This is a genomic window from Mesorhizobium sp. M0011 (genome assembly GCF_040324155.1).
Taxonomy (GTDB): Bacteria; Pseudomonadota; Alphaproteobacteria; order Rhizobiales; family Rhizobiaceae; genus Mesorhizobium.
Genome location: NZ_JAMYVQ010000004.1, coordinates 65,756 through 89,646, shown reverse-complemented (window position 1 = coordinate 89,646; position 23,891 = coordinate 65,756). Strand labels below are relative to the sequence as shown.

24 protein-coding genes are annotated in these 23,891 nt (G+C 63.1%); 5 read left to right on the top strand and 19 right to left on the bottom strand.

The features are described from left to right. Window positions 1-10: 10 nt before the first annotated feature. The 3 genes from NKK51_RS05980 to NKK51_RS05970 form a co-directional block, all read right to left on the bottom strand. Window positions 11-1,165, bottom strand: a complete 1,155-nt coding sequence (locus NKK51_RS05980; RefSeq protein ID WP_352551739.1) for an ABC transporter permease — start codon at window positions 1,163-1,165, stop codon at window positions 11-13. After that, window positions 1,162-2,040, bottom strand: coding sequence for an ABC transporter permease (locus NKK51_RS05975; protein ID WP_352551738.1), 879 nt, complete (start codon window positions 2,038-2,040; stop codon window positions 1,162-1,164). The genes NKK51_RS05980 and NKK51_RS05975 overlap by 4 nt, the downstream gene beginning before the upstream one ends. 367 nt (window positions 2,041-2,407) lie before the next feature. Next, window positions 2,408-3,199 carry an ABC transporter ATP-binding protein gene (locus tag NKK51_RS05970; RefSeq protein WP_127272369.1) on the bottom strand — a complete coding sequence of 264 codons (792 nt, stop codon included), beginning with the start codon at window positions 3,197-3,199 and terminating at the stop codon, window positions 2,408-2,410. Window positions 3,200-3,326: 127 nt separating this feature from the next. On the opposite strand from NKK51_RS05970, the gene NKK51_RS05965 reads away from it, so the two are divergent. Continuing rightward, on the top strand, window positions 3,327-3,731 hold the full coding sequence (locus tag NKK51_RS05965; RefSeq protein WP_127296050.1) for a cupin domain-containing protein: 405 nt from the start codon (window positions 3,327-3,329) through the stop codon (window positions 3,729-3,731). Between the two features lie 35 nt (window positions 3,732-3,766). On the opposite strand, the gene NKK51_RS05960 is transcribed toward NKK51_RS05965, so the two are convergent. The 4 genes from NKK51_RS05960 to NKK51_RS05945 form a co-directional block, all read right to left on the bottom strand. Beyond that, entirely contained in the window at window positions 3,767-4,102 is a 336-nt protein-coding gene (locus NKK51_RS05960; protein WP_245273279.1) for a hypothetical protein, read from the bottom strand. 38 nt (window positions 4,103-4,140) lie between these two features. Then, window positions 4,141-5,592: a dihydropyrimidinase gene (hydA, locus tag NKK51_RS05955; protein WP_023813189.1), complete on the bottom strand. Its 1,452-nt coding sequence runs from the start codon at window positions 5,590-5,592 to the stop codon at window positions 4,141-4,143. 81 nt (window positions 5,593-5,673) lie between these two features. Further along, on the bottom strand, window positions 5,674-6,039 hold the full coding sequence (locus NKK51_RS05950) for an endonuclease domain-containing protein (protein WP_127296053.1): 366 nt from the start codon (window positions 6,037-6,039) through the stop codon (window positions 5,674-5,676). A 278-nt stretch (window positions 6,040-6,317) separates the two neighbouring features. Then, window positions 6,318-7,568 carry a Zn-dependent hydrolase gene (locus tag NKK51_RS05945; protein ID WP_352551735.1) on the bottom strand — a complete coding sequence of 417 codons (1,251 nt, stop codon included), beginning with the start codon at window positions 7,566-7,568 and terminating at the stop codon, window positions 6,318-6,320. Between the two features lie 121 nt (window positions 7,569-7,689). On the opposite strand from NKK51_RS05945, the gene NKK51_RS05940 reads away from it, so the two are divergent. Then, entirely contained in the window at window positions 7,690-8,328 is a 639-nt protein-coding gene (locus tag NKK51_RS05940) for a TetR/AcrR family transcriptional regulator (RefSeq protein ID WP_013530908.1), read from the top strand. Window positions 8,329-8,438: 110 nt separating this feature from the next. Here the strand turns inward: NKK51_RS05940 and aptA are convergent, their stop codons facing one another. Further along, window positions 8,439-9,767, bottom strand: a complete 1,329-nt coding sequence (gene aptA, locus NKK51_RS05935; RefSeq protein WP_023813191.1) for an omega-aminotransferase AptA — start codon at window positions 9,765-9,767, stop codon at window positions 8,439-8,441. Window positions 9,768-10,008: 241 nt separating this feature from the next. Here aptA and NKK51_RS05930 point away from each other — a divergent pair, with 241 nt between their 5' ends. Then, window positions 10,009-10,644 carry a TetR family transcriptional regulator C-terminal domain-containing protein gene (locus NKK51_RS05930; protein ID WP_352551734.1) on the top strand — a complete coding sequence of 212 codons (636 nt, stop codon included), beginning with the start codon at window positions 10,009-10,011 and terminating at the stop codon, window positions 10,642-10,644. Window positions 10,645-10,648: 4 nt separating this feature from the next. Here NKK51_RS05930 and NKK51_RS05925 read toward each other — a convergent pair whose 3' ends face one another. Beyond that, window positions 10,649-11,536: a helix-turn-helix transcriptional regulator gene (locus tag NKK51_RS05925; protein ID WP_352551732.1), complete on the bottom strand. Its 888-nt coding sequence runs from the start codon at window positions 11,534-11,536 to the stop codon at window positions 10,649-10,651. A gap of 103 nt (window positions 11,537-11,639) precedes the next feature. On the opposite strand from NKK51_RS05925, the gene NKK51_RS05920 reads away from it, so the two are divergent. Both NKK51_RS05920 and NKK51_RS05915 read left to right on the top strand, forming a co-directional pair. Continuing rightward, entirely contained in the window at window positions 11,640-12,482 is an 843-nt protein-coding gene (locus NKK51_RS05920; protein ID WP_352551730.1) for an SDR family oxidoreductase, read from the top strand. Next, window positions 12,482-13,204 (top strand): SDR family oxidoreductase, encoded by a 723-nt coding sequence (locus tag NKK51_RS05915; RefSeq protein WP_352551729.1) that lies wholly within the window; start codon window positions 12,482-12,484, stop codon window positions 13,202-13,204. Before NKK51_RS05920 ends, NKK51_RS05915 begins: the two co-directional genes overlap by 1 nt. A gap of 28 nt (window positions 13,205-13,232) precedes the next feature. On the opposite strand, the gene NKK51_RS05910 is transcribed toward NKK51_RS05915, so the two are convergent. The 10 genes from NKK51_RS05910 to NKK51_RS05865 form a co-directional block, all read right to left on the bottom strand. After that, a complete protein-coding gene (locus tag NKK51_RS05910) occupies window positions 13,233-13,481 on the bottom strand; it encodes a hypothetical protein (RefSeq protein WP_352551727.1) in 249 nt (82 codons plus the stop codon). Between the two features lie 59 nt (window positions 13,482-13,540). Beyond that, window positions 13,541-14,302 (bottom strand): trehalose-phosphatase, encoded by a 762-nt coding sequence (otsB, locus tag NKK51_RS05905; protein WP_502902448.1) that lies wholly within the window; start codon window positions 14,300-14,302, stop codon window positions 13,541-13,543. Between the two features lie 17 nt (window positions 14,303-14,319). Further along, the gene (locus tag NKK51_RS05900) at window positions 14,320-16,098 is read right to left on the bottom strand and encodes an alpha,alpha-trehalose-phosphate synthase (UDP-forming) (RefSeq protein ID WP_352551726.1); all 1,779 of its coding nucleotides are present in this window, start codon (window positions 16,096-16,098) and stop codon (window positions 14,320-14,322) included. Between the two features lie 141 nt (window positions 16,099-16,239). Further along, a complete protein-coding gene (locus tag NKK51_RS05895; protein WP_352551725.1) occupies window positions 16,240-18,402 on the bottom strand; it encodes an amylo-alpha-1,6-glucosidase in 2,163 nt (720 codons plus the stop codon). 50 nt (window positions 18,403-18,452) lie between these two features. Beyond that, window positions 18,453-19,514 carry a glycosyltransferase family 4 protein gene (locus tag NKK51_RS05890; protein ID WP_352551723.1) on the bottom strand — a complete coding sequence of 354 codons (1,062 nt, stop codon included), beginning with the start codon at window positions 19,512-19,514 and terminating at the stop codon, window positions 18,453-18,455. Between the two features lie 114 nt (window positions 19,515-19,628). Next, a complete protein-coding gene (locus NKK51_RS05885) occupies window positions 19,629-20,006 on the bottom strand; it encodes a DoxX family protein (RefSeq protein ID WP_352551721.1) in 378 nt (125 codons plus the stop codon). Between the two features lie 62 nt (window positions 20,007-20,068). Beyond that, window positions 20,069-20,527 carry a carboxymuconolactone decarboxylase family protein gene (locus NKK51_RS05880; RefSeq protein WP_023813202.1) on the bottom strand — a complete coding sequence of 153 codons (459 nt, stop codon included), beginning with the start codon at window positions 20,525-20,527 and terminating at the stop codon, window positions 20,069-20,071. A gap of 43 nt (window positions 20,528-20,570) precedes the next feature. Beyond that, a complete protein-coding gene (locus NKK51_RS05875) occupies window positions 20,571-21,074 on the bottom strand; it encodes an RrF2 family transcriptional regulator (protein ID WP_023813203.1) in 504 nt (167 codons plus the stop codon). A 109-nt stretch (window positions 21,075-21,183) separates the two neighbouring features. Next, window positions 21,184-22,497 (bottom strand): NAD-dependent dihydropyrimidine dehydrogenase subunit PreA, encoded by a 1,314-nt coding sequence (gene preA, locus NKK51_RS05870; RefSeq protein WP_027035003.1) that lies wholly within the window; start codon window positions 22,495-22,497, stop codon window positions 21,184-21,186. Between the two features lie 2 nt (window positions 22,498-22,499). Continuing rightward, complete coding sequence (locus NKK51_RS05865; protein ID WP_352551720.1) at window positions 22,500-23,864, bottom strand: NAD(P)-dependent oxidoreductase; 1,365 nt, start codon at window positions 23,862-23,864, stop codon at window positions 22,500-22,502. Between the last annotated feature and the right edge of the window lie 27 nt (window positions 23,865-23,891).

Sequence of the window (23,891 nt, the reverse complement as noted above, 5' to 3'; positions counted from 1 at the left end):
CCCACCGCCCCTATCCACCACGGACAGAGGGATGCCAAAACGTGACGGCTCTTTCGACAAGAGCGACCACGCCATAAAAGACCGAACCCGCAAGTGCTGCAACTGCGATTTCGGCCCAGACCATGTCGATGTTCATCCGCCCGACCTCGGTCGAGATGCGGAAGCCCATGCCGACGACAGGCGTGCCGAAGAACTCGGCGACGATGGCGCCGATCAGCGCCAGCGTCGAGTTGATCTTCAGCGCGTTGAAGATGAAGGGAGCTGCTGCCGGCAGCCTGAGCTTCAGCAGGGTTTGCCAGTAGCCCGACGCATAGGTGCGCATCAGGTCGCGCTCCATGTGGCCGGAGGCGGCAAGGCCGGCGACCGTGTTCACCAGCATCGGGAAGAAGGTCATGATGATGACCACCGCCGCCTTGGACTGCCAGTCGAAGCCGAACCACATCACCATGATCGGTGCCACGCCGATGATCGGCAGCGCCGAGACCATATTCCCGATCGGCAAGAGCCCGCGCCGCAGGAACGGCACACGGTCGGCGAGCACGGCGGTGATGAAGCCGGCGCCGCTGCCCACCACATAGCCGAAGATCACTGCCTTGAAGATGGTCTGCCTGATATCGGCGCCGAGCACCGGCAGCGAACCGGCAATGCGTGCGCCGATGGCGCTTGGCGGCGGCAGCAGGATGAAGGGTATGCCGGCCCCGCGCGTCACCGCTTCCCAGATGATCAGTATCCAGGCGCCGAAGATGGCGGGGATGATCAGGCGCAGCGCGGTGCGAGCCCATTTGGCGAAAGGACGCAACGACGACAGCACCGCCACGCAGCGCCAGCCAAGCAGCCATGCGGCCGTGAGCAGCAGGAAATACGGCGCCCGCGCCAGACCTTCGAAGCCGGCGACGCCGCCAATCAGCAGCCAGGCGACCAGATGCGCGCCGATGAAAAGCACAACGGCTTCGACGATGGACGGTATTCTGGCCATCGAGATCAAAGCGGCGACAAGTAGCACGCCAAAGATCAGCCAGTTCGTCGCCGCATAGGGATATATCAACGTCCCTGCGGGCTGCGCCAGCGGATCCACTTTCGGCGCGGCGATCGCGCCGAGCGCCACAGCGATCAGGCACAGCACGATCGCCAGCACCGCTTGCCAGGAGGGTTTCAGCCAGTTCATGCCGGCCTCCCGCCCATGGCGCGGTCGACGATACGCCCGGCAATGCCGACAACCATGACCAGAAGTGCCGCCACCACGGACCCAGCAACCAGCGCCGACCAGATGTCGATGGACTGGCTGTAATAGGCGCCGGCGAGCAACTTGGCGCCGATGCCGGCGACCGCGCCCGTCGGCAATTCGCCGACGATGGCGCCGACCAGGCTTGCCGCCACCGCCACCTTCATCGAGGTGAACAGGAACGGCACCGAGGCCGGCACGCGCAATTTCCAGAAAGTTTGCACACGACTGGCATTGTAGGTGTGCATCAGGTCGAGATGCATGATCTCGGGCGAGCGCAGCCCCTTCACCATGCCGACAGTCACCGGGAAGAACGACAGATAGGTGGAGATCATCGCCTTCGGGATCAGGCCGCTGATGCCGATCGCCCCCAGCACGACGATGATCATCGGCGCCACTGCCAGGATAGGAATGGTCTGCGAGGCGATGATCCACGGCATCAGGCTGCGGTCGAGCGTTGCCACATGGACAATGCCGACCGCAATGATGATGCCGAGCGCCGTGCCGAAGGCAAAGCCGAGCAGTGTCGACGACAGCGTCACCCAGGCATTGTAGACGAGGCTGCGGTTCGAAGTGATGGGCCGCAGGAAGGTGTTCTCGAAGAAATTCACCGCCACCTGATGCGGCGCCGGCAATGTCGGCTTCGGCTGCGACAACGTCTTGCCGATGAGTTCGCTGAACGTGGAGGTCTCATTGGCACGGCGGTCGAGATCGCGCTGGAACGGTGTGTTGAGGATGACAGCGAAGACATACCAGAGCACGACCACCCCAGCGAGGATCGAGGTGACGGGGATGAGTTTGTCGCGGAAGGTGTCCATCTAGCGGCCCTCGCCCGCGAGGCGTGCGCTCTGCGTAACGCGGGCGGCCCACCACGCCTTCCTCATCCTAGGGCGAAGCAAGGAGCGAAGCGACGCGGCGCAGACCCTAGGATCCATGCCGTTACCTCTGTGCTCCGCAACGGTGCGGAACAAGGCTCCCTGTGCCTCGCCCTGCTTGGCCGATATTCTGAACCGTTTTTGCCCTTCGGCGCACGTCGCGGCATGGATCCTAGGGTCTGCGCAGGCCGCTTCGCGCCTGCTCCGCCCTAGGATGACGAAGGTCTGGTGGGGCGCTCCCTCTTCGCACTCCGCTTCGCGGCGCCCTAGGATGACGAAGGCGTGGGTGGCCGCTCGCTTGCCAGGGCGCTCAATCATCATAGCTGTGCCCTGCCCGCAGCCCGTCACGCACGCGCGCTGCGATCGCCAGAAACTCCGGCGTCTCGCGGATGTCGAGCGGCCGCTCTCTCGGCAGCGTCGATTCGATGATGTCGCTGACGCGGCCCGGCCGCGGTGACATGACGACGATGCGCGTCGACAGATAGACGGCCTCCGGAATGGAGTGGGTGACGAAGCAGATGGTCTTGTTGGTGCGTCCCCACAATTCCAGCAATTGCTCGTTGAGATGGTCGCGCACGATCTCGTCAAGGGCGCCGAACGGCTCGTCCATCAGCAGCAGGTCGGCATCAAAGGCCAGCGCACGGGCAATCGAGGCGCGCTGCTGCATGCCGCCCGAGAGCTGCCAGGGATATTTCTTTTCGAAGCCAGAGAGGTTGACGAGCTCGAGCGTGCGCTTGATACGCTCGCCTTGCTCCGCCTTGGACAGACCCATGATCTCCAGCGGCAGCCCGACATTGCGCTCGATCGTCCGCCACGGAAACAGCGCGGCGGCTTGGAAAACATAGCCATAGGCGCGTTTCTCGCGCGCCTGTTCTGCTGTCATGCCGTTGACCGAAATCGTCCCCGAGGTCGGCTTCTCCAAATCGGCGATGACGCGCAGCAGCGTGGTCTTGCCGCAGCCCGAAGGCCCGATGAAGGAGACGAACTCCCCTTTGCCGATGGTGAGATCGACATTGGACAGCGCCTGCACCGGCCCGTCATTGGTCTGGAAGGTCAGTCCGAGTTTGCTTGCCGCGACGACGGCTGGCGAAGTCCCCGTCATCGGCTGCCGCCTGCCTGTTTCCGTCCCTGCGGCGGCTGGAATCCGATTGCTTTTATCGCGATGTTGTTTTCCACTCGCCCTGTCCCATTGGTCTTGTCCCACTCGATCGACGCCCGGAGTTTCCCCGATGTCGCCCAAACCCACTTGTCATCTTATCCGCCCTGAAAGCACTTATGAAGGCAAGCAGGGATTGACCTATTTCGCCGGCATTACCGCCGAAACCGTCGGCGCCTCCGGCATCTGCATGCACATGCTCACCATCCCGCCCGGCGCGCGCGCCAAGGCGCATATGCATGAGAGCCACGAGACGGCGATCTATGTGCTCTCCGGCGAAGTCCACACTTGGTACGGCGACCGGCTCGAGCATCATATCGTCACCAAGGCCGGCGACCTTTTCTATATTCCCGCCGGCGTGCCGCATCTGCCGGCCAATCTGAGCAGCGCCCCGTCTTCGGCCGTCATTGCGCGCACCGATCCCAACGAACAGGAAAGCGTCGTCCTGCTGCCGGAACTGGATGCGCTGGTCGCGTGAGGCCAGCATCGACGGAATGGCCGCCATCGGCACCGTCACGAACATAATTGCAGCGGCCCCATTTCCTCAAGGCCGGGGATGGTGACGAAGAAACCATCCTCTCCCTTGTTGGTGACCATGACGGTTTCGATTGTCGTTCCCGCCTCGCCTTCCGCCGAACAGGTCGCGCCAAGCGATTGCGCGCCCAGCACCGATGTCAATTGCTGTGTGAACCGGCAGCCGCTGCCATAGGTCTCGACGCCTTCGGCGGTCAGCACGATATAGGCATCGCTCTCCTGATAACCGGCTTTGACGCCGGCGCAGCCGACATCATTGCCCCAGGAGCCGGCCAGTAGGCCGTCCGCTGCTGCCGGACCTGAGGCAGTTGCCATCAGGACCAACGAAATGAGCGCGGCCGAACGCGCCAAGCTCAAACCCCGGTCGCCGGGATGCCGGTGCGTTCCACCTTGCGCGGCGCGGAGATTTCCTTCCACGTCGACAGCGCCCGGTTGACCGCCGCATTCGGCTCGCGGCCGACGAATTCTCCATGCCCGGGCTTGGCCTTGATCTCGGCCTCCTGGATCGACAGTTCGCCACGCGAGAACACGAACCGCGGCAGACCGGTCACCTCGAACCCTTCGAACACGTTGTAGTCGATGACGGACTGCTGCTGCTTAGAAGTGATCTTCTTCTTTCGCTTGGGATCCCAGACGACGATGTCGGCATCCGCGCCTTCGACGATGGCGCCCTTTTTCGGATACATGTTGAGGATCTTGGCGATGTTAGTCGAGGTCACCGCGACGAACTCGTTCATCGTCAGCCGGCCAGTGTTGACGCCTGTGGTCCACAGCACCGGCATGCGGTCTTCGAGCCCGCCGGTGCCGTTCGGGATCTTGGTGAAATCTCCGACGCCGTTGCGCTTCTGCTTGGTGGTGAAAGCGCAATGGTCGGTCGCCACCACCTGCAGCGAGCCCGCCTGCAGGCCCGCCCACAGCGAATCCTGGTGCAATTTGTTGCGGAAGGGCGGGCTCATCACGCGGCGCGCCGCATGATCCCAGTCTTTGTCGAAATACTCGCTCTCGTCCAGCGTCAGGTGCTGGATCAGCGGTTCGCCGAACACCCGCATGCCCTTCTGCCTCGCCCGGCGGATCGCCTCGTGGCTCTGCTCGCAGGAGACATGCACGACATAGAGCGGCACGCCGGCCATGTCGGCGATCATGATGGCGCGGTTGGTCGCCTCGCCTTCCACTTCGGGTGGCCGTGAATAGGCGTGGCCCTCGGGGCCGTTGTTGCCGGCAGCCAGCAACTTCTGCGACAGGGCGGCAACGACGTCGCCATTCTCGGCATGCACCAGCGGCAGCGCGCCGAGATCGGCGCAGCGCTGGAACGACGCATACATCTCGTCGTCATCGACCATCAGCGCGCCCTTGTAGGCCATGAAATGCTTGAACGAGGTGATGCCCTTGTCGACGACAGTGGCCATCTCGTCGAACACCTGCTTGCCCCACCAGGTGATCGCCATGTGGAAGGAATAGTCGCAGGACGCCTTCGAGGTCTTGTTGTCCCACATCTGCAAGGCTTCGAGCAGCGACTGCTGCGGCGCCGGCAGGCAGAAATCGACCACCATCGTCGTGCCGCCGGAGAGCGCCGCGCGCGTGCCGGATTCGAAATCATCGGCCGAATAGGTGCCCATGAACGGCATTTCAAGATGGGTGTGCGGGTCGATGCCGCCCGGCATGATATAGCAGCCGGTGGCATCGAACTCGTGGTCGCCATGCAGGCCCGAACCGATGGCCACGATCTTGCCGTGCTGCATCAGCACATCGGCCTTCCAGGTGCGGTCGGCAGTGACGATGGTGCCGTTTCGGATGACTTTGGTCATTGGTTGTTCCCTTGTTCTTGCCGCGCTTCTTACGAGCGTCTCGGTAGTGTTTCAGATCGGTTCAGGACCGAAGCGGCGGCGCTACATGACTCCAACTTCTCCCAATATCTCCTCGATGCAACCATCGAAAGAGTTCGCCAGATCTCCGGTCGAAAACCGCAATACACGATAGCCCTGTCGGCCAAACCATGCGTCGCGTGTCCGATCCTTCTCCATTTGCTCCGGCGTGAAGTGATGCTCTCCATCCACCTCGATAACGAGGTTCTTCTCATGCAGAACAAAGTCAGCAACGTAAGGGCCGATCGGTGCCTGCTTTCTGGCGTGTAAACCGTATAGGCGACGGAACTCCTTCAACTCGGACCAGAGCTTCCGCTCGCCTTCCGTCATGTTCCGACGCAGGACCCTGGCACGTTCGATAGCAGCAGGATCAATTCCGGTCGGTGCCAAGAGTACCCCCCACCCTCAATCGCTCCCCGCAAGGGAGGGAGACTTGGCGTCGCGCTATCACAGCCGACGTTCAAAGCCTTTGAAAGAATGCATAAAAAGGATTCTTGCGAAGGTGGACCCCCACCCTAACCCTCCCCACAAGGGGGAGGGAACGCTGCCGCGAGCCCAAACTTTCCTCTCGGTGTGGAAACGTAGACAATTTGCCAAGATTAGCACCAACGGAAGTCCCCCTCCCCCTTGTGGGGAGGGGCTAGGGGTGGGGGTACAGCGCCGACCTCTCACCCGACGATCTCCGCCGTCTCCACCACCGCGTGGAACAAAACGTCGGCACCCGCCGAAGCCCATTCCTTGCTGATCTCCTCTGCCTCGTTGTGGCTGAGGCCATCGACGCAAGGGCACATCACCATGGCGGTGGGCGCGACGCGGTTGATCCAGCAGGCGTCGTGGCCGGCGCCGGAGACGATGTTGCGGTGGGAATAGCCGAGGCGTTCGGCGGCATCACGGATCGCCTTGACGCAGCCGGCATCAAAGGTCACCGGATCGAAAGCACCGACCTGTTCGATCTCGTAGCGAATGTCGAGTGCATCGCAGATCGTGTCGATGCCTTCGCGGATGCGGCCGTCCATCGCGTCCAGCACTTCCTTTTCCGGCGAGCGGATATCGACGGTGAAGACGGTGCGCCCGGCGATGATGTTGCGCGAATTGGGATAGACCTCCATGTGGCCGACCGCGCCGACGGCATCGGGCTGGTAGTCCATGGCGATCTCGTGCACCAGTTCGATCACCCGCGCCATGCCGAGCCCGGCATTGCGGCGCTTGGGCATCGGCGTCGAGCCGGTGTGGGCTTCCTTGCCGGTCAGCGTCACCTGCAGCCATTTAAGGCCCTGGCCATGGGTGACGACACCAATGTCGATATCTTCGTCCTCGAGGATCGGACCCTGTTCGATATGCAGTTCGAAGAAGGCGTGGATCTTACGGTCGCCGACCTTCTCGCTGCCCTTCCAGCCGATGCGCTCGAGTTCCTCGCCGAATTTCTTGCCCTGTTTGTCGACATGCCCGTACACATCGGCCTGGTCGAGCACGCCGGCGAACACGCCGGACGCCATCATCGCCGGCGCGAAGCGCGAGCCCTCCTCGTTCGTCCAGTTGGTGACGACGATCGGATGTTTGGTCTTGATGCCGAGATCGTTGAGAGAGCGCACCACTTCAAGCCCACCCAGCACGCCGAGCACGCCGTCATACTTGCCGCCGGTCGGCTGCGTATCGAGATGGCTGCCGACATAGACCGGCGGCAGGCTGGGATCGGTGCCTTCGCGGCGGGCAAACATCGTGCCCATCTCATCGACGCCCATTTCGAGCCCGGCCGCATCGCACCAGCGCTTGAACAGATGCCGCCCTTCGCCGTCTTCGTCGGTCACGGTCTGACGATTGTTGCCGCCGGCAATGCCGGGGCCAATCTTCGCCATCTCCATGATGGAATCCCACAAACGGTCTGAATTGATTCGCAGATTCTCGCCGGGTGCGGCCATCTTGAGTTCCCATCTACACCAGGGTTCTTGTCGCCCCTTGAGTGATTTACAGCTTGACCGTATGGTCAGCTTTTAAACTACACAACCTGACCAAGCGGTCAACTAGAATCTTGGGGTAGACATGGCAGAACCCACCCGCCCCATGCGGCGACAGGAGATCCGACGAGAGAATGAAAAAACCATTCTCGTCGCTGCCGAGAAGGTGTTTGCGGAGGCAGGGTTCGGGGGCGCCACGATGCAGTTGATCGCGGATCTGGCGGGACTGCCGAAGGCAAATCTCCACTACTATTTCGCCACCAAGGAAGAGCTTTACCGGTCGGTCGTTCAAAACATCTTTGAAATCTGGCTACAGGCGGCCAATTGCTTCGACGCGGCGCGCGGACCCATAGACGGCATCAGTGCCTATATCGACGCCAAGATGGAAATATCACGCCGCCATCCTGACGGCTCGAAGGTCTGGGCCTCTGAAGTGATGCACGGTGCGCCGGTGCTTCAGGACTATATGGAATCGACGCTGCGCGAATGGACGGACGGCCGCGTCGAGATCATCAGGCGCTGGATCGAGGAAGCCAAGATGGACCCGGTGGATCCGCGCCATCTGCTCTATATGCTTTGGGCTACGACCCAGCACTACGCCGATTTCGGTCACCAGATCGAGACGCTCAATGGCGGCAAGCCGCTGTCCGACCGGCAATGGCGGGAAGCCAAGGAAAATATCAAGCGGGTGATCCTGACCGGGATCGGCGCGTTGCCCGCCTGACTGTAACCGTTCGTTGCAGCAAAAGATCAGGTCGGCGCGCTGCCGCGCCGACCCCACCCGACCGCTTCGCGGCGACCCTCCCTCGAGGGCAGGGATATCGTGTCAGTCCGTCAATCGATGGACCTCAGCACTTCGCGCACATGGTCGATCAATTCGTTGATCTGGCCCTTGGTGATGATCAGCGGCGGCGACAGCGCGATGATGTCGCCGGTGGTGCGGATCAGCGCGCCGCGCTCGAACGCCTTGACGAAGGCCGAGAAGGCCCGCTTGGTCGGCTGTCCGGCGATCGGCGCCAGCTCGATCGCACCGATCAGGCCGATGTTCCTGATATCGATGACGTTCGGCTCGCCCTTCAGCGAATGCAGCGCGTCTTCCCAGTACGGCGCCAGCTCCTCGCCACGGGTCAGCAGGCCCTCTTCCTTGTAGGTGTCGAGCGTGCCGAGTGCGGCCGCGCAGGCGATCGGGTTGCCCGAATAGGTGTAGCCGTGGAAGAACTCGATCATGTGCTCGGGGCCGGTCATGAAGGCGTCGTGGATCTCCTTCTTCACGAACACAGCGCCCATCGGGATGACGCCGTTGGAGACGCCCTTGGCGGTGGTCATGATGTCGGGCGTGACACCGAAATAGTCGGCGGCGAACGGCGTGCCGAGACGGCCGAAACCGGTGATGACCTCATCGAAGATCAACAGGATGCCATGCTTGGTGCAGATCTCGCGTAGCCTCTGAAGATAACCCTTCGGCGGCAGGATGACGCCGGTGGAGCCGGCGACCGGCTCCACGATGACGGCGGCGATGGTGGAAGCGTCATGCAGGGCTACGATACGCTCCAGCTCGTTGGCGAGTTCCGCGCCATACTCCGGCACGCCCTTGGTGAAGGCGTTCTTTTCCGGCAGATGCGTGTGCGGCATATGGTCGACGCCGCCGAGCAGCGTGCCGAACATCTTGCGGTTGGTGACGATGCCGCCGACCGAGATGCCGCCGAAATTGACGCCGTGATAGCCGCGCTCGCGGCCGATCAGCCGGGTGCGCGAGCCCTCGCCCTTCACACGGTGGTAGGCGATGGCCATCTTGAGCGCAGTCTCGACCGATTCCGATCCGGAATTGGTGAAGAAGACATGGTCCATGCCTTTGGGCGCGAGGTCGACCAAGCGGTTGGCCAGTTCGAAGACGATCGGATGGCCCATCTGGAAGGCGGGCGCATAGTCGAGCTCGGCGGCCTGCTGTTGGATCGCTTCGGTGATCTTCGGCCGGCAATGGCCGGCATTGACGCACCACAGGCCGGCGGTGCCGTCGAGCACCTTGCGGCCGTCGCTGGTCGTGTAGTGCATGTCCTTGGCGGACACCATCATGCGCGGCGCCTGCTTGAACTGCCGGTTTGCCGTGAACGGCATCCAGAATGCGCTGAGATCGTTCGGCGTGACTTTCAGCCGGTTGGACATGACCAGGACTTCCCCTTGTAAACTGTTTCGCTGCGTCCAACGCTTGGTCTTTGCCGCGTTTTCATGCTACGCAAATTTTTGACCGATTGGACAAACGTTAGCACCGCCCAGTCGGCGGTCAAGGATTACTAGCGGAAATGCGGCACCTGAAGTGCGTTCCACAGGCTAGGGAAAAACTGGTCCAGAGAATTGGTCCAGATGACCTTGAACGCGAGGTTTGGCAACACGAGGGCTTGCAACGGTGACCATCGCCACGGACGCCCCTCGCCGCACCCGCATCCAGCAGGAAAAGCGCGAACTCATCCTGGAGGCGGCGCTTGAGGTCTTCTCGACCAACGGCTTTCGCGGCTCGACCATCGACCAGATCGCCGAAGCCGCCGGCATGTCGAAGCCGAACCTGCTCTATTATTTCCGCCGCAAGGAAGACATCCACGAAACGCTGATGCAGCGCCTGCTCGACACCTGGCTGGCGCCGCTGCGCGAACTCGACGACATTGGCGATCCCCTCACCGAACTGCGCAGCTACATCAGGCGCAAGCTGGAGATGGCGCGGGATTTTCCGCGCGAGAGCCGGCTGTTCGCCAACGAGATCCTGCAAGGCGCGCCGCGCATCATGCCGCTGCTGGCCGGCGAACTGAAAACGCTGGTCGACGAGAAGGCCGCCGTCATCAAGGGCTGGATGCGCGCCGGCAAGATCGCCAAGACCGACCCGTGGCACCTGATCTTCTCGATCTGGGCGACGACGCAGCATTATGCCGATTTCGACGTCCAGGTCCGCGCCGTGCTCGGACCGAACCGCGGCGGCGACGGCCGCTTCGAGGATGCGGCCCGCTTCCTGGAACAACTGTTTCTTGATGGGCTTAAGCCGAAGACCTGACGCTTCAGGCGCTGCGCCGCTCGGCCGGCAGCGCGTCCAGCAATGCCTGCAGCTTGGCGATCGAATTCTGCTCGGCGAGCGGCGTGTAGACGATCAGCTTCATGTCCGAGCCGTCGCCGATCGACAGGCTCATATGCTCGAAGGTCATGGCGCCCGCGCTCGGATGCCGGACATGTTTCACCCCCGACAACCGGTGCGCGACGTCGCGCTGCGGCCACCAGGCACGAAATTCGGGGCTCGAACGCGTCATCAACTCGATCAGCCGCTCGAAATCCGGATCGCCGACATAGCGGGCGCTCGCCGCCCGAAACGAGGCCAGCACGGTGCGCGCCAGTTGCTCCCAGTCGACCAGCAGGCGCCGGTGGTGCGGGCTCGTGAACACCATGTGGACGATGTTGCGGGCATCCCCTTCCAGCAAGCCATAGTCGCCGAACACCGCCACCGCCGCCGGGTTCCAGGCCAGCACGTCCCAGCGCCGCCCGACCACATAGGCCGGCTGCAGCACCAGGCTCTGCAGCATGTGCAGCAAGGGGCCATCGACCTTTTCCGGCGCCACGGCACGGCGCTCAGGCTGCTGGCGGTTAGCGAGGATGAACAGATGCTGTTTTTCGGCCGCGTCGAGGCGCAGTGCTTCGGCAAGTGCCGTCAGCACCTCGACCGAGGGCCTGACCTCCCGCCCCTGCTCCAGCCATGTGTACCAAGTCGTGCCGACACCGGCGATCATCGCCACCTCCTCGCGCCGCAAGCCGGGCGTACGCCGCCTGAGACCGGCGGCGATGCCGGTGGCCGAGGGCGTCAGCCTTTCGCGGCGCGAGCGCAGGAAGGCGCCGAGTTCGCGCCGGCGGCTGTCTTCAGCCGAATGTGTGGGGGCCGCGTGGGGTTGGGACTCCATGCGCGTATTATAGCAGTATTGATGCCAGGATAAAGTTTGAACTGTTTGGCCCGCGCCAACTGCCCCATCTTCCGTTCAGAGCAACAGAACGGAGGCTCTGAACATGGAACTCAAAGACAAGACAATCCTCATCACCGGCTCGACCGATGGCGTCGGCCGCGTCGTGGCGCAACGGCTCGGCGCCGCGGGCGCCCGTGTGCTGGTGCATGGCCGCGATGCAACGCGCGGCCAGGCTGTTGTCACCGAGATCGAAGCCGCCGGCGGCAAGGCCGAGCTTCTGGTCGCCGACCTCTCTTCCCTGGCCGAAGTGCGCCGCCTAGCCGAGGCGGTGCGCGCCAGGACGGACCGGCTCGACATCCTCATCAACAATGCCGGCATCGGCACGGCAGGCCAGGGCGCCAAAAGGCAGGTCAGCGCCGACGGCTATGAGCTGCGCTTCGCCGTCAATTATCTCGCCGGTTTCCTGCTCACCAGCGAGCTTTTGCCATTGCTGAAAGCGAGCACGCCGGCCCGCATCGTCAATGTCGCCTCGGCGGGGCAGCAGGCGATCGATTTCAGCGATGTCATGCTGATCCGCTCGTATGACGGCGTGCGTGCCTATTGCCAGAGCAAGCTGGCGCAAATCCTGTTCACCGTCGATTTGGCCGAGCAGTTGAAAGGCACCGGCGTCACCGTCAACGCGCTGCACCCCGCGAGTTACATGAATACCACCATGGTCCGGCAGGCTGGTGTGACGCCGTGGAGTTCGGTCGAGACCGGTGCCGAGGCCATCCTCAACCTCGCCGCCTCACCCGCGCTCGACGGAAAAAGCGGCCTCTATTTCGACGGCCTGCGGGAATCCCGTGCCGACGCCCAGGCTTATGACTCCAAGGCAAGGCAACAGTTGCGAGCCTTGAGCCTCGATCTCATCGGCACGGCCTCCCCCACATCGAAGGAAGACCATTGATGACCAAGACAATCCAACATGCCGTCGTGATCGGCGGCTCGTCCGGCATCGGCCTGGCGACGGCGCGAAAACTGCTTGGCCCGGGCATGAAGGTGACCATCACCGGGCGCAACGAGGACAAACTGAAGAGCGCTTGGAAAAGCCTTGGCAGCGCTGCCGAGAAGGCTGCTTTCGACGCCGCGAAGCCGGATGAGGTCCGCCAGTTCTTCGAGAGCCTCGGTCCTTTCGACCATCTGGTGCTGGCGGCCAGCGGCGGCAAGGGCCTCGGCCCCTTCCCGACGCTTGACCTGAGCGACATCGGCAGTGGCGTCGATGAGAAAGTCCGGCCGCAGCTGTCCTGCCTGCAGGCGGCCCTGCCGACGCTGAACAAGGCCGGCTCGGTGACCTTCGTCTCGGCGGTCTCGGCGCAACTCGCGACGCCCGGCGTTGCCGGCATCGCCGCCATCAACGGCATGCTGTTGACCGTGGTGCCGATTCTGGCGGTGGAACTGAAGCCGCTGCGCGTCAATGTCGTGGCGCCAGGCGTCATCGACACGCCATGGTGGGATTTTCTGGCCGAGGAGCAAAAGCAAACGATCTTTGCCGACTATGCCGGCAAGACCCCGGTCGGCCGCGTCGGCCGGGCCGAAGACGTGGCCGACGCAATCGCCTTCCTCGTCTCCAACGGCTTCATGACCGGCCAGGTGCTGACCTGCGATGGCGGCCTGCGATTTGCGGCATAGGAACAGCGATCGGGCTCCGGCGGGACCCTTAATTGGCCTTCTTTGGAACACGGTCGTTCTCGTCCGCAGGCCTGTCGCCTGTCGGTTTTGCCGAAACAGGCTTTTCCGGCACATGGGAATAGTCAGATGTATCCGCCCCATACATCTTGTTGTCGATCGCTTCTTGCCAGCTGAAATCCGCGTCGGACGGTGAAACGTGGGCAATCTCATGGCGGGAGGAGCGAGAGTGCAGCCAGTTCGGAGTGATCTCTCGGACCAATTGTGCAAAGCGTCCCATCGAAACCGTTCCTTTCCTTGTCTTTCCAGGAGGCGCGATCGCGGTTGCGTCGGCCGGACCTAAAGTTGACCTCTCAGCCAGGCCAGCGTCTCGGCGACGCCGGCAAGCCCGTACCGCGCTGTGGTATGCGCCGGTGGCTTGACCCGGATCGATATGCCGCCGGCATCATTGATCGTTTCGAAGCCGTTTTCGTCCGACGTGTCGTCGCCCAGGAAGACCGGGCGGCGGCCTGCGAATGGCGCAATCTCCATGAAACGCCGGATCGCGGCGCCCTTGGCGGCCTCCAGCGGCAGCAATTCCACGCCGGCATTGCCGGCAACCACCCGGTAGCCCTTTGGCAGCGTGGCCAGCGCCTGCTCGACAAGCTGCGTCGCACGCGGAAGCAGATGGGGGGCGGCGCGCGTGTGGATGGCCAGCACCCGTCCTTTGCGCTCGATATAAGCCCCACGACCGAGCTCGGCCTCGATCTCGTCGGCAAGCGCAGAAATATCCGCCGGCTCGTCCGCTACTTCGACGTCGTCGTTCGGCAGGAGCCGGTGCTCCAATCCATACAGCCCGGCGGCGCGCAGTTTCAGAGGCTGAAACAGATGGTCGACAGCCGCAACGGAGCGGCCTGTTATGAAGGCCAATGCCCCGTCCAGCTTGCGGTCCAGGCCTTGCAGCAAGGAGCGAAGCTCGTCGCTGACCGAGACGGCGTCCGGGTGTTCGGCATGTTCCAGCAGGGTGCCGTCGATGTCGAGGAACAACGCCCATTCGCCGGTCAGCACAGTCTGCGGTTTCGGCATGACGGCCTGCGGCTTTTGCGGGCTTTCGCTGATCATCTTTTGCAGGACCTCGTTCATGACATGACTACCCGCTTGCGCTCGAACATGGACACGACATTGTCGACGCTAGGCAGCCGGTCACCGACACCGGTTACCCGGTCGAGGTCACCGCGCTTGCGCAAGCGCGCTGCATCCAGAAGCATGCTGCCGGCCCAGCGATAGACATTGTTGTTGCGGATCGTCTCGCGCATGGGCCGCATGCGCTCGCGCTGTTCGTCTGAAGTCATGATCAGCGCCTGCAACAGCGCTTCGCTCATCATGGCGGCGTCGTAAGGGTTGACGATCAGCGCCTCCAGCAATTCGCGCGAGGCGCCGGCGAAGGTGCTGAGCATCAAGACGCCCTGTTCGTCGTCGCGCGCCGCGACGAATTCCTTGGCGACCAGGTTCATGCCGTCATGCAGGCTGGTGACCATGCATATGTCGGCGGCGCGATAAATCTCGTAGACTTGTTCCTGTGAGTGATGCTCGGCCACCATGACCACCGGCCTGTAACCCTCGCTGCCATAGCGTTGGTTGAGCTCCTGGGCATAGCGGTGGCATTCGTCGTGGAGCAGCTTGTAAGCCGGCAGCGTGCCGCGGCTGGGGGCCGCGACCTGCAGGAAAACCAGCTTTCCGATCCATTCAGGGTATCGCTTGAACAATTCGTCCAGCGCCTGAAATCGATCCAGAATGCCCTTCGTGTAGTCGAGACGCTCGACGCCCACGGCCAGCTTCACATCCGCCTTCAGTCCGAACCTATTGCGCAGGCGGGCCCGGCAGTCATCGACGTCAGGCAATTTTGCCAACAGGTCGGCCGGCCATTCTATCGAGATGGGATAGGCGTGCACCAGCGTCGTCTGGCCACCGTAGGAGATCGCCGCATCGGCCCGCTCGATGCGGCTTTCCAGGAAGCGATCGACGCTTTCGGTGAAATTGTTGGCGTGGAACTGGGTGTGGAAGCCGATGATCGAACTGCCGAGCAGCCCCTCGAGGATGCGTTCACGCCAGGGACAGATGCTGTACACTTCCGAATTCGGCCACGGGATATGCCAGAAAGTGATGACGATCGCCTCCGGCAGGCGCTCGCGGATCATGCGCGGCAGCAGCGCGAAGTGGTAATCCTGGACCAGCACGATAGGCCGCTCGTTGCGCGCTTCGGCAACCACCGTATCGGCAAACTTCCGGTTAACGGCTTCATAGGCAGCCCAGTCGGAGGCGCGAAAAATCGGTCGGGTGAAGGCGATGTGGCAAAGCGGCCAGAGCCCCTCATTGGCGAAACCGAGATAATAACCCTGATGTTCTTCCTCCGTCAGCCAGACCCGGCGCAGCGTATAGGACGGATGGCCGGGAGGCACCTGTACCCGGTCGTGGTCATCGACGGTGAGGCGGTCCGCCGTTCCGCCGCCATAGGCGATCCAGGTGCCGCCACAGGCGCGGGTGATCGGCTCGAGCGCGGACACCAGCCCGCTGGCCGGCACCAGCAATTCGACGCCATCATCCCTGATGTTGTGGATATAGGGTTCCCGGTTGGACACCACGATCACCTGCGCATCGGGCAGATCGTCGGCGAGGATCTTGCGCAATGTCTCGGGCGACCACGTCACCAGCGCCGCATCGGCCGATTGGCCGTTCTTTTCGAACTCACGTATCACCTTGCGCGCCGCCTCCGCGGCCACGTCTTCGCCCGCTGTATGGGCAACCGCCGGAGGGTGACTGCGGCGCTGCCGCGATAGGGAGAGGAATACGGCAAGAGCGGAAAAACCGAGGCTCGCGAAGATCAGAACCCAGAGCAGTTCCGCACCGTAGTTTGTCATTGAATGTCAACTCACCCGGCCGTCGGCGACCGTTTGTTCGTGTTTCCCGTTTGAAAAGGTCCGCCGACCACGTGGTCGGCGTTCGGACCTGTATTTTTGCAACGCACAAAGCTCGGATCGGTTCCGCCAATTTTGTTCGGATCATGTCCTTACGATGAGCGGCACCAGCCCTTCATGGCGGTCGGCAACGAAAGCGACGACCCGGTCGCCGACGCGCTGGAACGTGAGATCGACCACCCGGTCGCCGACGCCCAGGTGCCGCAGTGTCAGCGTGTCGATGCCGATCGGCAGCCTGGGACGGCTAACGCGAATCTCACCATCCCAGCCGTCGATCTCCAAGCCAAGGCAGGCCTGCATCAGCATGAAGGCGGAGCCCGCCGACCACGCCTGCGGCAGGCAGGCGACAGGATAGGCGATGGGTGCTTCGCCCGGCGCACGTGTAAAACCGCAGAACAGTTCGGGCAGCCGCATGTTGAAATGGACTGCGGATTCGAATGTGCCGCTCATCAGGCGAACCACGCTTTCGCGCTCGCCATAGCGCGCCAGGCCGGCACCGCACAGGGCGGTGTCGTGCGGCCAGATCGAGCCATTGTGGTACGACATCGGATTGAAGAACACGGCATCGTCGGCGAGCGTCCGCAGTCCCCAGCCGGAATGGAAGGAGGCGGAAAGCAGCTGGTCGGCGACCATCTGGGCCCGGGCCGGCTCAGGCAATCCGACAAAAAGCAGATGCCCGGCATTCGAGGTCCGCACCTTGCAGGGCTCGCCCGCACCGTCGATCGCGAGGGCATAGAAGCCGAGATCGTCAAGCCAGAAATCGCGTTCCACGGCGACCCGCATCGCCTCGGCGCGACCATCCCAATGGTCGGCCCTGTCGTCCTCCCCACGGCGGCGGGCAAGCTTGGCCAGCCCCCGGAAAGCGGCAAAGACATAGCCTTGCACTTCGACCAGGGCGATCGGACCCTTGGGAATGCGGCCATCGGCATGGAAGACCGAATCGAAACTGTCCTTCCATCCCTGGTTGGCGAGGCCGGACTCGGCCGCTCGCTGGTAAGTGACGAATCCGGTCTCCCGGCCCGCCTCCTCCGTCCATTCGGCCGCAGCGCACAGCGATGGCCACAAGCCGTCGATGAACGCCATGTCACCGGTACGATCGGCGTAGGCACAAGCAAGATAGATGTAGAGCGGTGTCGTATCGACGCCACCGTAGTAGCGGCCGAAGGGGAGCTCCCGCAGCGCCACCATTTCGCCCTTGCGGGTCTCGTGCATGATCTTGCCCGGCTGCGAATCGCTGAACGGCGATGTCTCGGTCGCCTGGTGCTGGGCCAGAAAGGCCAACACGCCCCGCGCCAGGCCCGGATTGAGCCACAGCATCTGCAGTGCCGAGATGACACCGTCACGACCGAACGCCGTCGAGAACCAGGGAATGCCGGCATAGGGATAGGGGCCGGTCGCCAGTTCGGTGGTCAGCAGCGCGACATCGGCGCGGGCGCGCTCGACCCAGTCGTTGAAGACACGGCCCGAGCTGCGCACCGTCGCGCCATGGCGACGTTTGGCCCGCATGCCAAAGCGGGCGCGGGCGGCAGCGGCGCGAAACCGGTCGCGGTCGGGCTTATCGGCCACCTCGGGACCGACCTCGACATAAAGCACCTTCCTGCTGCGCTTGGTCACGGCGATCAGGAAATCGGCACGGGTGGCTGTCAGTTGGTCCGGCGCCTGCGAGAACGATATCGCAGAGAGGCGGGCCAGGCCGTCGAGCCCGTCATAGCGCAGCAGGACGGACGTCGCGTCTGTTTCGGCGGCATGGGCCAGCCCGCGCTTCAGCCGTGTCGAGCCGCGCACTTCGAACATGTCGCGGAAATCGGCGGAATAGTGCAGGGAAACGCTGATCGTCGAGTGTTCCCGGCTGTAATTGGAAAGGGTGATGCGTTCGAACAGCCTGTCCTGCCAAAGCAGCCTGACGCGTTCGATGTGAATGGCTCCCTGCGGGATGTCGCGTCCACCGGCGCTCTGTATCGGCAGATTGGTCAAATTGGTGGTGAACAGCACATTGTCCTGGCTGAGCGAGGCGCCGAGCAGCGATGTCTGCCTGCCGCCGACGGTCAGCCGGAACTCGGAAAGAACCCGTGTGTCGTCGCGAAAGAAACCGTCGCCGGCTCCGCGTATGTCGCCATAGGCGTCGGCAACCGCGAAGCAATCGCCCTGCTTGAGGGCAAACAACCGATGCGGCTCGCGAGGGGCGGTGGCGTCGAGCGATGCAAGCGCAACCGCGGGATCGAGCTGGCGCTCATCGAGTTGGGCCATTCGTCAAAGATCCCTGTTGTTTCGTTGTCGTGGCTCGAGCACGTCGTTGCTCAAGACGCCTTCGCCGCGCTCGGGACGCCGATCAGGCCCGCATAGGCGGCCAGATAATCGCCAGCCATTCTTCGAGCGGAGAACCGCTTTTCGAAAACGGCCCTCACCTTTCGCCTGTCGAGTTGCAGCAAGTCGGGCACCGCGGCGACCGCGCCGTCCACCGTGTCAGCGATGAAACCGGTGACGCCTTGATCGATGATTTCGGGCAGCGCGCCGCAATTCCAGCCGATGACCGGCGTGCCGCAGGCCATGGCCTCGATGGTGACAAGGCCGAACGGCTCCGGCCAGTCGATCGGGAACAGCAGGCCGGCCGCCTTGCCGAGAAATTCCGCCTTCTGGTCCTCCTCGATCTCGCCGACATAGACGATGCGATCGCCGTCGATCAACGGTTCGACCACCTCGTGGAAATAGGCGCGGTCGTCGTCGCCGATCTTTGCCGCGAGCTTGAGCTTGAGGCCTGAGCGCATAGCGATCTCGATGGCGCGATCCGGGCGCTTGTCGCGTGAGAACCGGCCGAGGAAGGCAAGGTAGGGTTCTTCCGCCGTCGTCTCAAAAGTCGGTTCGTAGAGAGTGGTCGGCAATCCGTGATGGATCGTCGCCAACCAGTTGGCGTTGGCAAAGCCCGCCTTCTGGCTGTGCGAAATGGAAATCAGGGGAAAACGAGGGAACCGTTCATAGGCCGGCGCAAGGTCGACATAATCCAGCCTGCCATGCGGCGTCGTCACCGTGCGGTCGGCGAGATCCTCGAAGAAGGAAAAGTGCAGGAAATGGCTGAGATGGAAGTGGATGACATCGAACTCCGACGCCCGGTCCCTCACCTGCGAAAGCATCGACAGATGCGCCGCGATCTCGGATTTAAGCGGACGCGGATCGAGGCGCAGCGCGCGTTCCCGGCTGGGTACCAGCGTCGCGGAAGTCTGGCTGTCGCCACTGGCGAACAGCGTCACCTCATGGCCCAGATCGACCAGCGCTTCGGTCAGATACGAGACGATGCGCTCGGTGCCGCCATAGAGCCTTGGCGGCACCGATTCATAAAGCGGCGCGACATGGGCGATTTTCATATTCCATCCTGGATGCTGGGCATGCAGGTGTGAAATGCGTCAACGGCTCGATTGGTTCCGATTTTATGATCGAGCCGTCGGCACCAGAGGCCGCAGTCGGCATGGAACTGTGCGTCAAACAGATTGCGCGATCAGGGTCAGAAAGCCACCGCTCAGGGCGACATTGCCGACGAAGCCATTGATGCGGGACGCACGGTCCGGCCCCTGATGGTCCCAGAAATTGTGGAACATCGGCGTGGCGACGATGAGGAACAGCAGCAGCACCGCGGCCGCGACTGCAGTCCAGAAGCCGGCGATCACCAGCACGCCGGCGGTGATCTGAAGCACGATGCCGAGCCACAGCGCCAACCGCGCCTGCGGCACGCCGCGCGCGGCCATCAGCTGGGTCAGGAAGGCCGCGTTCTGGATGTTGCGCAGGCCGGCGAAGACGAAGGCGCCGCCGAGCAACAGGCGAGCGAAAAACAACAAGGTCGAAGGCAAATCGGCAGGCATCAAACGCTCCCTTTGAAAGTGGAGCGCCGCCTTTCGACGGCGCTCCCAACATAACCGGACAATCAGGCGGCCTTGGCCGCCGGCACTGGGTGAATGGCCTGGAACGGGATGCACAGCCGGTTCCAGGTGTTGATCATGCCGAGCGCAACGGAAAGCTTGACCAGTTCCTCTTCCGAGAAATGCTCGAGCGTCTTTGCATAGAGTTCGTCCGGCACGCCATTGCTGGCGATCAAGGTGACGGCTTCGGTCCAGGCCAGGGCAGCGCGTTCGCGCAGGGAAAACAGCGGCGATTCCTTCCAGGCTGAAACCAGATAGAGCCGCTGCTCGGTCTCGCCGTCGCGCCTCGCCTCGCGGCTGTGCATCTCGACGCAGAACGAGCAGCCATTGATCTGCGATGCCCTGAGCTTGATCAGGTGCAGCAGGCTCACCTCGAGCCCGCATTCGTCCACCGCCTTGTTGAGCGCCGACACAGCCTTCATGATCTCCGGCGCCTTGGCGAAAAATTGCAGCCTCTGTTTCATCTTCCTGTCCTTTCAAATCTGCTTTGGGTTTGGGTCTACGGGGTTAACTGGATTTCTGCGGCCGCTGGTGGCGCTCGACGAAGGCGCAGCTCGCAGCAAGCGACCTGGGATCGCCTTCTGCCGCATAGGTGGCCACGATATCGGACAGCTTGGTCTCGGCGAGCGCGGCGCGATAGGCACGCTCGGCCTTCAGCATCGCGGCGTTGATGCCGCAGGGTTTGACATAGGCCGAAGCATCGAGCTTCACCGGACCGCGCTGGCGGATCTCGCCGCAACGGAAAGCCGGCTCGCGCCCTTCGATGGCCAGCACGATGTCGAGCAGCGTGATGCGCTCGGCCGGCCGCGCCAGCCGATAGCCACCGGCAGGCCCGGGCACCGATTCCAGGATGCGCGCCGCGCTCAGCATGTTGAGATGCTTCAGCAGATAGCTAGGCGACAGGCCAAAGGACTCGGCCAGAGCGGCGCCAGGCATGGTGCTGTTCCCCTCCACACTGGCCAGCGTGGCAGCGCAATGGATAGCTGCCTCAACGCCCTCGCCCAGCTTCATTGGATCGGCTCCTTTATCATGGATATATACTATCGTGGATAATTATTATCTGCAATAGGAAAATTAAAAACGGCGCTCGAAAGCGCCGCTCTTTTGTTGGGGTAAGTCCCTATTCCGCAGCCACCTTGGCCATCGGATTGTTCGGGTGCGTCGTCCAGTTGGCATAGACCGGCGATACCGGCCTGCCGGTGCGCTGGTCCATCACGCCTGCCGCCAGCGGTTCCATGGTGATGCAGTTCTCGACCGGGCAGACATTAACGCACAGATTGCAGCCGACGCATTCGGCCTCGATCACCTCGAAGTGCCTGACGCCGTCGACCATGCTGGTGATCGCCTGGTGCGAAGTGTCCTCGCAGGCGATGTGGCAGCGGCCGCATTTGATGCAGGCATCCTGGTCGATACGCGCCTTGGCGACGTAGTTCAGGTTGAGATACTGCCAATCGGTGACATTGGGCGTGGCGCGGCCGACGATGTCGTTGAGCGAGGCGTGCCCCTTCTCGTCCATCCAGTTTTCGAGGCCCGCGATCATTTCCTGCACGATCTTGAAGCCATAGGTCATTGCCGCCGTGCAGACCTGCACATTGCCGGCGCCGAGCGCCATGAATTCGGCAGCATCGCGCCAGGTGGTGATGCCGCCGATACCGGAGATCGGCAGGCCGCGGGTTTCGGGATCGCGCGCGATCTCGGCCACCATGTTCATGGCGATCGGCTTCACCGCCGGGCCGCAATAGCCGCCATGCGAGCCCTTGCCGTCGATTGTCGGCTGCGGCGCGAAGCTGTCGAGGTCGACACCGGTGATTGAATTGATGGTGTTGATCAGCGACACCGCGTCAGTGCCGCCGGCATGTGCCGCCCGTGCGGGCTTGCGCACATCGGTGATGTTGGGCGTCAGCTTGGTGATGACGGGCATGCGGGTGTTCTGCTTGCACCAGCGCACCACCATTTCGATATATTCCGGCACCTGGCCGACGGCGGCACCCATGCCGCGTTCCGACATGCCGTGCGGGCAGCCGAAATTGAGCTCGATGCCGTCGGCCTCCGTCTCCTCGACCACCGGCAGGATCGCCTTCCAGGCCTCCTCGACGCATGGCACCATCAGCGAGACGACGATGGCGCGGTCGGGCCAGTCCTTCTTGACCTGCTTGATCTCGCGCAAATTGACCTGCAGGTCGCGGTCGGTGATCAGCTCGATGTTGTTGAGGCCGAGCAGGCGGCGGTCGGCGCCCCAGATCGCGCCGTAGCGCGGGCCGTTGACGTTGACCACCGGTGGGCCTTCCTCGCCCAGCGTCTTCCACACCACGCCGCCCCAGCCGGCCTTGAAGGCGCGGATGACGTTGTAGGCCTTGTCGGTCGGCGGCGCCGAGGCCAGCCAGAACGGATTTGGCGATTTGATGCCGACGAAATTGTTTCTGATATCTGCCATGCTCATGCCCTCCCGTTCGAGGTCAGTGCCCGATTGATGCTCTCCGCAGCGTCGCGGCCTTGCGCGACCGCGGAGACGGTGAGGTCGTCGCCACCGAAGATGCAGTCGCCACCGGCCCAGACCCTGTCGAGCGACGTGCGCCCTTCCGCATCGACCTTGATGCGGCCGGCTTCAAGATCGATCGACGCACCGCTGCCATTAAGGGCGACCGGCACAAAACTCTGACCAATCGCCTTGAACACCTGGTCGGCAACGAGCGTCAGTGTCTCGCCGGTGCCGGCAAGCCTGTCGCCGTTCAGCGCCGTGTATTCGAGTTCGACGGCGGTGACCTTGCCGCCTTCGGCGATCACCCGCTTCGGCTGCAGCCAGTGGCGGATGCTGACGCCGTTGGCTGCCGCCAGATCCTGTTCGAATTCGGAAGCGTTCATGTGCTCCTGGCCGCGCCGGTAACAGATCGTCACCTCCTCGGCGCCGAGCAGCTTCGACTGTACGGCCGCGTCGATGGCCGTCATGCCACCACCGATGACGACGACGCGGCGGCCAACCGGCAGGCCGGAAAGGTCGCTGGCCTGGCGCAGTTCGGCAATGAACTCGACCGCGTTGATGACGCCGTCGGCCTCCTCGCCATCGGCACGCAGCGCGTTGACGCCGCCAAGGCCCATGCCGAGAAACACCGCATCGTAATTGCGGATCAGGTCCGACAGCTGGTAGTCGCGGCCGAGCGCCTTGCCGTTCTGGATGTCGATACCGCCGATCGCGGTCACGTAGTCGACTTCGGCTTGGGCGAAATCGTCGACACTCTTGTAGGCGGCGATGCCGTATTCGTTGAGGCCACCGGCCTTCGCGCGCGCCTCCAGGATGGTCACGTCATGGCCGTGGCGGGCGAGCCGGTGCGCGGCCGCAAGGCCGGCCGGCCCGGCGCCGACCACGGCGACAGTCTTGCCGGTCGGCTCGGCGCGCGGGTAGAACTGCTTGTTCTCGCTCATGGCGACGTCGGTGGCATAGCGCTGCAGGCGGCCGATCTGCACCGGCTTGCCTTCCGCCACCTCGCGCACGCAGACTTCCTCGCACAGCGTCTCGGTCGGGCAGACGCGGGCGCACATGCCGCCCAATATGTTCTGATCGAAGATGGTCTTGGCCGAACCGATCGGATTGCCGGTCGAGATCTGGCGGATGAACAGCGGAATGTCGATCGAGGTCGGGCATGCGTTCATGCACGGCGCGTCGTAGCAGAAATAGCAACGATCGGATTCGACCAGCGCCTCGTGGTGATCGAGCGGCGGATGCAGGTCGGAAAAATTGTCCGCATACTGGTCGGCCGAGAGCCTGCCGCCCGCAATGCCTTCCCTGAATTGGCCTTCTGGCATCGTCAGTTCCCCATGTTTTCTTTTGAG